The organism is Silicimonas lutimaris (assembly GCF_047314965.1).
Classification (GTDB): domain Bacteria; phylum Pseudomonadota; class Alphaproteobacteria; order Rhodobacterales; family Rhodobacteraceae; genus JAVJUV01.
Window position 1 is genome coordinate 103756 of the sequence record NZ_JBLBVK010000043.1, and the last position, 8837, is coordinate 112592.

Genomic DNA, 8837 nt, shown 5'->3' on the forward strand with positions numbered 1-8837 from the left:
CTCAGGGATGGTTAACGCCGGGTTACTTGGCCTGCACGGCGCTCTCGATAAGCGCCTTCTGTTTCCCAAGACAATCGGCAAGCGCAAAGCGCGACACAACAGTTTCACGTGCGGCGCTCCGGATCGCATCGACGTCCTTCCGCAATGCCAGCGCATCGCTGACCCGCGCAGCGATTGCGTCAGCATCGAAGAACGGCACAAGCCAGCCATTCACGCCGTCCTCGATCACCTCCTCGACAGGCGGCGTGGCCGAACCGAGTACGAAGGCACCGGCTGCCATGGCCTCAAGCATCGACCAGCTCAGAACGAAAGGATAGGTCAGGTAAACATGCACGGACGAAACCTGAAGCAGGCTCAGGTAGTCACGATAGGGAATCCGTCCTGTGAAATGCACCCTGTCCGGCAATGGACCAACCTCGGCCTGCATGACCTCTCGCCAGCAACCGCCCTCCTTCGGTCGCCCGCCGTAGCTTACCTCGTCACCACCAACCACGACGACCTGTGCATCCAGTCTTGCCTCAAGGATTGCGGGCAAGGCCCGCATGAAACTGTGGAACCCCCTATACGGCTCAAGGTTTCGCGACACATAGGTCAGCACTTCATCACTTCGGCTCAGTTCAGATCCTCCCGGCAATCTGAAGCGTGCAGTCGCGTCCGGTTGGATCTGTTCGACGTCAATCCCATCATGGATGACCCGGATCTTGTCTTGATAGGCTTTCGGGAACTGAGCTCTTTGCCACTCGGTAGGGCTGTAAGCCAGATCGGCAGCCTCGATTGCCAGCAAATGCTGCGCAGAGCGCGCCCTCGCACGCAATACCGCGTCAGGCCCGGTGGAAAACTCTGCATCGAAACCGACATCGGAACCAAGCCCGTTGTAGTAGAACTCGGACAGTGAAATCAGCGGCGCTTCAGGCCAGACATCCTTGAGAAAGAGCGTCTCTCCCCAGCCTGGATTTCCGATCATCGCATCCGGCATGAACCCTTTCTGACGCAGCGCGAAACCCGTTCGGGCCACAGCCTGAGCATTCAGAACTGCAGCCTCTGTGCCGGCCAGATAGGGATGAATCTTCGGCGTCACCTTCCGGTGCGGCTCATACTCAACCTTCTTCACTCCCGCAGGCGTCGGTTTATTCTTTTGACTGATGAACACGACTTCATGGCCCTCGGCCGCAAGCGCAGGAGCCAAGTATTTGAATTGTCCGGGACAATTCTGATGTACAAAAAGAAATCTCACTCAGAGCGACCAAATATCCGTTGATCCATAGTCCAACAATAATCCTGATTAAGTCAATTTAACGACGCATTCTCTTTATCAACTCTAGATTGTCGTTGCCGAGTGAAGTCGCGCTTGATGACAGGGGATGAGATAAATGAATGCGTTTGGCGCAGAGCTTTGGGGAGCACCTGGCTCTTCACGACCCAGTTCGCAGTTACGGCTGCGGAAGACCAATTGGGGTTTCGCGGTAACAGACACTTCGGACCGCATTCACGGCAATGCTCTTGAGAAAGGGCTGAAGGCAATGGGCGTGTTCCTAATGCCCCTCGGCGCACTACTTCTCCTCTTTCCCGGCACTTCAGCCGCAAAAGACGGTTCAATGACCGTGAACATCGGCTTGGCCATTGCCATGGCGCTCGTCGGCTTCGCCCTGTTCACATATGCAACCCGCGGTCTGGGCAAAGAGTTGCGGGTCGATCCCTACAAAAGGGAGGTCAAGGTCGGCTCCGTCAATTCGAAAGGGAACTTCTCGCTTCGGAAGACCTATTCGGCGAACGATGCTCAAAGTTTCTTCCTGATCCGAGCTTCATCGCCCAACCCGGCCAAACTGTGCATGCGCACCAAGAAAGGTGGCCATGTCATAAAGCTGATGAATGGGACCGAAGAGGAACTCGTTCCCATTCTCGAGCGGATCAGCGAGGCTCTCCGCCCCAAACACATGGCGAACAAACGGGTCCGTACCCGCGTCACCGGAGCCTTCATTCACGCAACGTTCGGTTGATATGGCGATCCCGCGAGGACTCGAACCCCGAACCTGCTGATTAGAAGTCTTACGGAATTGACTTCGATCTGTTCCTAAGCAGTCCGCTAGACTTCATTTTTCCCCAATTTCATTGGAAATGAAGGCAATCTTAACTTCGATACTGCTCTTCACATCTCGCAGCAACTTGCTTACCTAGTGCTTACCCAAGTTCCGGCGAGCCTTCAATGCCTGTCAAGCGCCTGACCAAAACCATTGTCGATCGGACGCCGACTCCGAACAGGGACACGATCTTTTGGGACGAAGGGTTGCCAGGTTTCGGACTGCGCGTGAAAACGACTGGCGTGAAGAGCTTCGTTGTGCAGTATCGCAATCGGAATACGGGGAGATCGAAGCGGAAAACGCTCGGTCGTTACGGACCAACACTCTCGCTGCATGAGGCGCGCGATATGGCTAGGGCCCTGTTGGCCGATGTCGTGCGCGGTGAAGACCCGGTCGCACACTCTCAAGCACTTCGCCAGTCACCAACCGTCGCTGATCTTGCCGAGCAGTACATGACCGAGCATGCGGTTCCGAAGAAGCGCCCTAGTAGTGTTCGGAACGACCGGTCTATGCTCGACAATTGCATCTTGCCGAAATTCGGCAGGCTTCGCGCCGTCGAAGTGACACACACCGACATTCAAAAACTTCACAACAAAATGCGCGAAACGCCGTATCAGGCAAACCGGACGCTCGCATTGCTGTCAAAGATGTTTGAGCTTTCGATCCGATGGGGCATGCGCTCGGACAATCCGGCACGGGGCGTCGAGAAGTATACCGAGGAGAAACGGGACCGCTGGCTGTCGGACGAAGAGCTAGGAAGGCTCCTTTCGGCGTTATCCAAGCATCCCAATCGGGTGGCGGCCAATGCAGTTCGTCTTCAGTTGCTAACAGGCGCCAGGATCGGAGAGGTTCTGACGGCTCAATGGACAGATTTCGATCTGGACCGTGGTGTATGGACGAAGCCATCGCATCACACAAAACAGAAGCGCCGAGAACACTTGCCCCTGTCGAACGCAGCCTGCACGCTGCTGCTAAACATGAAGGCAGACCGCTCCGAAGTGACTCAGTGGCTCTTTCCTGGTCAATCTCCGGATCAGCCATACAGAGACCTAAAGGCTTTCTGGCGCTCGGTCACAAAGTCGGCGGGACTAGAGAACTATCGCATCCACGATAATCGGCACACCCACGCCTCGCACCTCGTCTCAAGCGGGCTAAGCTTGCCGATCGTTGGACGTCTTCTTGGCCACACCAATCCATCCACGACCCAACGATATGCTCATCTCGCCGACCATCCGCTTCGAGAAGCTGCAGAAGTGATGGCGGAGAAAGTGCGTCAGAACGATAAATTAGCCCAAGATTGAACGACTGCTTCACGGACATCGCGGTCGGGTTGCAGCAAACACATCAGTCGAAAAAGATCGGCGTTTGCTTCGAAAGATTGGGTGCTTGCGTATGTCCGCGAAGCGGTATGTGCCCCAATTTAGACGAGCGCTTGGTGATGGAGAAAGCGGGCACTTAGGGCTGAAACTCGGCGTTGCCGCCAGTCAATGACGGCTTAGAGGGACAGACCGGTCGTCTGACAGAATGACTCAGATTTCCGCTCAGAGCCCGGAGCCGACCCGCGGCGAGGACGCTTGTCTGCTGCCCATTTTTTCCGAAGCACGCCGTCTGAAGCGCGAGTCAGCACAAGTTTGCAAACGTCAGATGCGGCAATTTACGAAGGCAAAGCAGACTGCGCGCGGACGTCGGAGGGAGTTTGTTCGTAGCGCGCCTTGAAGCGTCGGTTGAAGTAGGACAGGTCTCCGAACCCCGCTTCCTGCGATATGGCTGCGACCGTCCAATGCGAATAGCGCGGGCTCAGCAGCATCGCACGGGCCGCTTCGAGCCGCAAAGCAAGCACGAACTCGGTGAACGTCGTTCCGGCCTCGTCGAAGAGCTTCTGCACGTATCGCGGCGTGACCGCTTGGCTACGGGCGATCTCATGGATCGAGAGGTCGCGGTCGTTCACAAGCGCCGCCTTGATCGCCTGTAGGCGGGCGGCTTTCAGGCTGCGTTGCACCGCAATCTCCGTGCCCTCGCGCGATGCGCCGATCGCAAGTGCCATGAGGTCGTAAACGTGGGTGGTGACCACACCTCTCAATTGCGGGTCGGCGATACTAATTGGCAAGGACCTGAGATACGTCTCGAGTAGCGTCAGCGCCACCGTATCGCGTTTGATGTGGCGTCCGGCGTCGGCGGCCATGTTCTTCGTGAGCGGGGCGAGAGCGGCGTAGGGAACCCGGACCGCGACGTAGTTCATGGCATGGAAGCGGAGGACCGCCGGCTCGCGATATACCAGCAGGACGGCTTCCCCGTCGTTCGCCTGAGACTGCTTGTTTCGTTGCGCGATGGCGATTGGCCCGCCCGTACTGAGAATGAGGCAGACGTCGTCCTCCCGGTCAGATAGCAGCTGTGTTGGCCGTTCCAGCGACACGTTCATGCTCGAGACCATGTTGGCGTACCTGAGACCCGGCAGGCCGTGGACGGTCATTCGTGCATCGATCCGCTGATCCGGATCGGCGTCGAAGCGCAACTGCACTTTGGTTTCAAAGAGCTCACGGAGTTGCGACAATCCCAAGGATGGCGCGACGCCGTTCGTAGTTAGTTCGAAAGATGCTCCCCTACGGACCTCGCTCGACATCGGTGCCTCCACACCAGCCGCCACAAGCTGAAAATACCACGGACGGACCTGGTTCCGCTACAGGCAAACTCATCCTCGCCATGGTTCGCACGAGGCATATTGAAGGTTCGCCCACGCCCAAGACCTCCCCGAGGAAATCCCCCAATGCTCGGGCGATCACGGCATTGGAGGATCACATGTTTGCTTTTTCAATCCATCGCGGAGTATCGAGCCAACTTCCATCCGTGGCGGCCGCAGTTGAAAGGCTGCCCCGATCGATATCGGTGCGTTCGAAGTGTCGCCGGTCGCTTGCATTTTGCCCTCACGCTCCTCTAGCGGGGATTAGAGCTGCGACAGGCCGCATTGCAACTTGCCTTCTAGTCGCAATGCTGGCCGCCGCATCTTCAGCGGCCCAAGACGCGCGTGCCGAACAGCCTGAGCCGGACGAGGCCGACCTCAAATACTTCTTCGAATGCTCCGAGTTGGCCAAGATGCAGCTTCTGAGCTTCGACAAAGCGAAAAGCTGCACGCGGGCGTACATGAGCATCAAGCTTTCTTTCGTGCCCGGCGTAGGCTTCGATGATTTCGATGCGCTGTCAGCGCAGGAAAAGGCCGCCGTCAACAGCTTTGGCTACAAGCGCTACTTGGAGTGGCGCTTGCGAAATGCCGCGCAGGTCAACGCCCTCGCGGCGACGCCTCGGTCGTCTTCCGTCTCTGCGGAAGATTGAGCGACCTTCGAACTGAGGAGGCCGCGATAAAAAATCGGCTGCGCTAAGATCGAAAGGATTGGCCGTTTTGTTCGCAGACTGGACATTGAGGTGCGTCGGCAACGCTGCGCACGTTGCGGTGGCATGTCATCTGCCTAAAACGAGTCCAACTCCATCGGAGACGAGCGGCAGCTTCATCCGCTGAGCGGTCATCGAGCAGTTTCAACCAATCGGTTGCTTCGAGCCCGAAGCTGACGCAGTCGGTTCGTTGATACAGATTACTTTGGTTGCAAGGTGGACAAATATTCCACAAGCGCAAGAATACGCATGCGAACAAAGGCACGTCGACGGTCTTCAAAGCCTATCGTGAAACTCTCCATTTCTTCTTCTGCTTGCTCTGAATAACGGAAACCCCAAGCGGGCATGCCTCGGGTTCCATGAACGCCGGACGCTTCTGTTCCGTCGATCAGGGAGTAGACTTTCGCAACTGGAAAAATGCCGCCGTTGGCTTCGGATAGCCTTGTTAAGTCTGGAACATCTGACTTTAGATACTCCGCAAGAACGCCACTACCGGTTCCGTCCAAGCCATGGCATTGAGCGCAACTGTTGATGTATTCAAATTCACCCAGCGTGGCCTCTTGCGAGTTCGCTGTTGACGCGGAGCAAACCAACGCAAACAAGACAATTCCGAGTTTCGAGCCGTTCATCTTCACCTCCGCCATTTTTTGTTGGTCATACCCTATTAGCCACAAGTGCAGGCGCAGAGCTTTTAGACTTGTGGACCCGAAGGCGCGTGTCAGCGCCCCTAGAACGGACCGAAGCAAACAGCAGCTTCGTCCCGCGACCCGGTCATTCCTGGGTTTTTTACCAGCGTCTGCTCTTGATGGAAGCAGCCGTTCACGCCCAGAACCGCTGATCGTCGCTGTTCGATGGCCGCCCTTCGGTCCATACCAGTCATCTGACAAAAGCACTCAGATGACTGCGTCGAGCCCATTTCGACGATTTCCGCGGCATGTCCGAATGTCAGCAATGAAGTCGGTCTCGATTCGGAAACCGGCATTTCTGCAATCGCCGCGTGCAAGGTTGTCCGTCGACGCAGTTGAGGGCCCAGTCTAACCTTCTTGTCGGAAGCCAGATGCTTCCTGGAACACCCTGAACTCGGCAGTCTGATCCCTCTTTTCGAGGGCCGATGCCGCTCGACGTGACGAAGGAGACCTCATGATGATCTACACCGAAATGGAGGCGGCAATGCGTGCGGACGATGCCGATCGCTACGCCGCACTTCTGGCGGAGGATTTCGAGTATGTCCGCCACAAATCTCACGACACAATTGACCGCAACGCTATGCGCGATCTGCTGAGAAAGGTCTGGCGTCCCGGCAATCGCACCATCGAGGATATGCGTTGCCTCTACGAGAACGACGACATCCTTGTCGTCCATATGACCTTGTCCTTCGCCAGCGGATCGCGCGAGGGCGCCATGATCGTCCACCAAAAGCGCGACGGCCGGATCGTGCGGATCGAGTCCGGCGTCTCGGACCTTTCTGGCGGGGCAGGCACATCGACGCCGCCGAAACCGGTTCAGGCACCGGCAGAGGCATACGCAAACGGTCAAATTTCTCACGAAACGAGCTCATGAAACGAAAGGAAAATCCCATGCCCTACGTCATTTCTCATTTCTTCCCGTCCGGTACCGCCGCGCAGTATGAAGCCGCCATGCGGGCGATGAACGGAGACCTAGGCCGCATCCCGGACGGCCAGATCGCCCATGTAGCAGGACCGGTCCCCGGCGGCTTCCAGGTGATCGCCATCCAGGACTCCAAGGAAAGTTGGAATCGCTTCATGACCGAAGTATTCACCCCTGTCATGGGGCGTGGTGTCGAAGGCAGCTTCACCGCGCCGCCGACGGAACTGGAATTCGAAGCGACTCACTTCTATCGCTGAGGCCCGACACTCAAAGCATCAGCTCTCGCGACCGACCAGCGCTGCGCGCCGCTCGATATGGAATGCAATCAGCAAGTCGAGCACGGCGCGCAGCCTCGCTGATCCGCGCATCGACTGGTGATAGACGATATTCATCTCGATCACGTCGATTGGTTCGCTGAAGAGCCGGACGAGCCGGTCGTCTGCGTCCCCGGCGATGCAGTACAGAACCCCGATGCCTGCCCCGCTCGCAATCCTGTGCTGCGCGATATCGATGTTGTCCACGCGAATGCCCGATGCCATCGGGTCCGCGAATTGCTCGATCCAGGCAAAAGGTGGCAGGTGCAGGAATGGCTCCACGTATCGCACCAGTGCATGCCCGGCGACGTCCGCATGCGTGGCGGGACGGCCATGGGCCTCGACATAGCTTCTTGCGGCGAAAACCCCCGAGCCGAGCCCGAACGTATGCGCGACGGCAAGGTCCATGTCATTGGGCCTGACCGCCCGGATTGATATGTCGGCTTCGCCCTTTGAGAGGTTCACCGGAGTTCGCCCGGACAAGAGCTCGACACCGAGTTCGGAGTGCCTGGATGCCACCATGTCGGGAAAGTTCTCAAGATAGCGAATGGCTACGGGAGGACACGCAACCCGAACCACACCATCCAGCGTCTCGCGGGCACCGCGCACTTCCGCCCGGGCCTGGTCGGCCGCTCCCTCCATGGCCTCAGCGGCCGCAAATGCCGATTTCCCTTCGCTCGTGAGCGCAAATTCCTTTCCTTCGCGGACAACCAGCACGGCCCCGAAAGCCGCCTCAGCGGCCGCCAACCTGCGGCTTACCGTCGACGGATCGACCTTCAGCACCTGCGCGGCACCAGCCACCGATCCGGCCCGTCCGAGCGCGAGAACAATCCGAAAGTCATTCCAATCCGGCTCGGCAGGCATGGCGTTGTGAAAAAATCCCTTGGACTTCCGACGCGACTGCTTCTGCTATGCCATTATTGGGATCAAAGCGTCGAGTGTCTTTTCGGTCGTGCGGAACTAGCTACCCATGGCCAAAGCGGCCATTGGACCGGAAGATGAGAGCGTCCGCTCTGTCCCGCAACTCAGTCATCGAGCTTATTCTGGCTGATGTCTGCTTTTCGCTCTTAAGCGGACTCACGCTTCCGGACAGACCGATCGAAATCGGCCAATGGCCGCTTCTTACAGCAGCGGACGTTCGCGGAAAGAAGGGTAATGACCGCTTCACGGGACGAAGCGGGCATTGAAAGTTCTGGATTTGAGGTCAAATTCGCGCCAAAGCGGACCTTAACCAAGCCCTTCCGCCGCTGCGCTGCTGCCCGTCAGACCGGGCTTCGCCGCAGGTGCAATTTGAAGCGGACGGCGAACTCGTAAGATGCGGGCCTTTTGGGTTATCGCAATCGCTACTGCCCAAACCACCGCATTTCGCGGCTTTTCGCGAAGGCTTCTTTGTGCTTTCGCCCCTCAAGCGAAGGTGGGTTATAAACAACTTCCAGCTTCGGCCCGCTAAGGA

At 57.6% G+C, this 8837-nt stretch carries 9 protein-coding genes; 5 read left to right on the plus strand and 4 right to left on the minus strand.

The features are described from left to right. Positions 1–22 precede the first annotated feature (22 nt). The gene (locus ACKLNI_RS07900) at positions 23–1234 is read right to left on the minus strand and encodes a glycosyltransferase family 4 protein (RefSeq protein WP_413718519.1); all 1212 of its coding nucleotides are present in this window, start codon (positions 1232–1234) and stop codon (positions 23–25) included. Between the two features lie 286 nt (positions 1235–1520). Between ACKLNI_RS07900 and ACKLNI_RS07905 the strand changes: the two genes are divergently transcribed. Both ACKLNI_RS07905 and ACKLNI_RS07910 read left to right on the plus strand, forming a co-directional pair. Beyond that, positions 1521–1997 carry a hypothetical protein gene (locus tag ACKLNI_RS07905; protein WP_413718520.1) on the plus strand — a complete coding sequence of 159 codons (477 nt, stop codon included), beginning with the start codon at positions 1521–1523 and terminating at the stop codon, positions 1995–1997. 206 nt (positions 1998–2203) lie between these two features. Then, a complete protein-coding gene (locus tag ACKLNI_RS07910) occupies positions 2204–3379 on the plus strand; it encodes a tyrosine-type recombinase/integrase (RefSeq protein ID WP_413718521.1) in 1176 nt (391 codons plus the stop codon). Between the two features lie 353 nt (positions 3380–3732). Here the strand turns inward: ACKLNI_RS07910 and ACKLNI_RS07915 are convergent, their stop codons facing one another. Beyond that, a complete protein-coding gene (locus ACKLNI_RS07915) occupies positions 3733–4698 on the minus strand; it encodes a helix-turn-helix transcriptional regulator (RefSeq protein WP_413718522.1) in 966 nt (321 codons plus the stop codon). Between the two features lie 365 nt (positions 4699–5063). On the opposite strand from ACKLNI_RS07915, the gene ACKLNI_RS07920 reads away from it, so the two are divergent. Then, complete coding sequence (locus ACKLNI_RS07920) at positions 5064–5405, plus strand: hypothetical protein (protein WP_413718523.1); 342 nt, start codon at positions 5064–5066, stop codon at positions 5403–5405. Positions 5406–5662: 257 nt separating this feature from the next. On the opposite strand, the gene ACKLNI_RS07925 is transcribed toward ACKLNI_RS07920, so the two are convergent. Beyond that, complete coding sequence (locus tag ACKLNI_RS07925; RefSeq protein ID WP_413718524.1) at positions 5663–6106, minus strand: c-type cytochrome; 444 nt, start codon at positions 6104–6106, stop codon at positions 5663–5665. Between the two features lie 496 nt (positions 6107–6602). Between ACKLNI_RS07925 and ACKLNI_RS07930 the strand changes: the two genes are divergently transcribed. Together ACKLNI_RS07930 and ACKLNI_RS07935 are read left to right on the plus strand one after the other, a co-directional pair. Continuing rightward, positions 6603–7022 (plus strand): nuclear transport factor 2 family protein, encoded by a 420-nt coding sequence (locus ACKLNI_RS07930; protein ID WP_413718525.1) that lies wholly within the window; start codon positions 6603–6605, stop codon positions 7020–7022. 17 nt (positions 7023–7039) lie between these two features. Then, positions 7040–7327, plus strand: coding sequence for a hypothetical protein (locus tag ACKLNI_RS07935; RefSeq protein ID WP_413718526.1), 288 nt, complete (start codon positions 7040–7042; stop codon positions 7325–7327). A gap of 18 nt (positions 7328–7345) precedes the next feature. Here ACKLNI_RS07935 and ACKLNI_RS07940 read toward each other — a convergent pair whose 3' ends face one another. Continuing rightward, positions 7346–8248, minus strand: coding sequence for a LysR family transcriptional regulator (locus tag ACKLNI_RS07940; protein WP_413718527.1), 903 nt, complete (start codon positions 8246–8248; stop codon positions 7346–7348). Between the last annotated feature and the right edge of the window lie 589 nt (positions 8249–8837).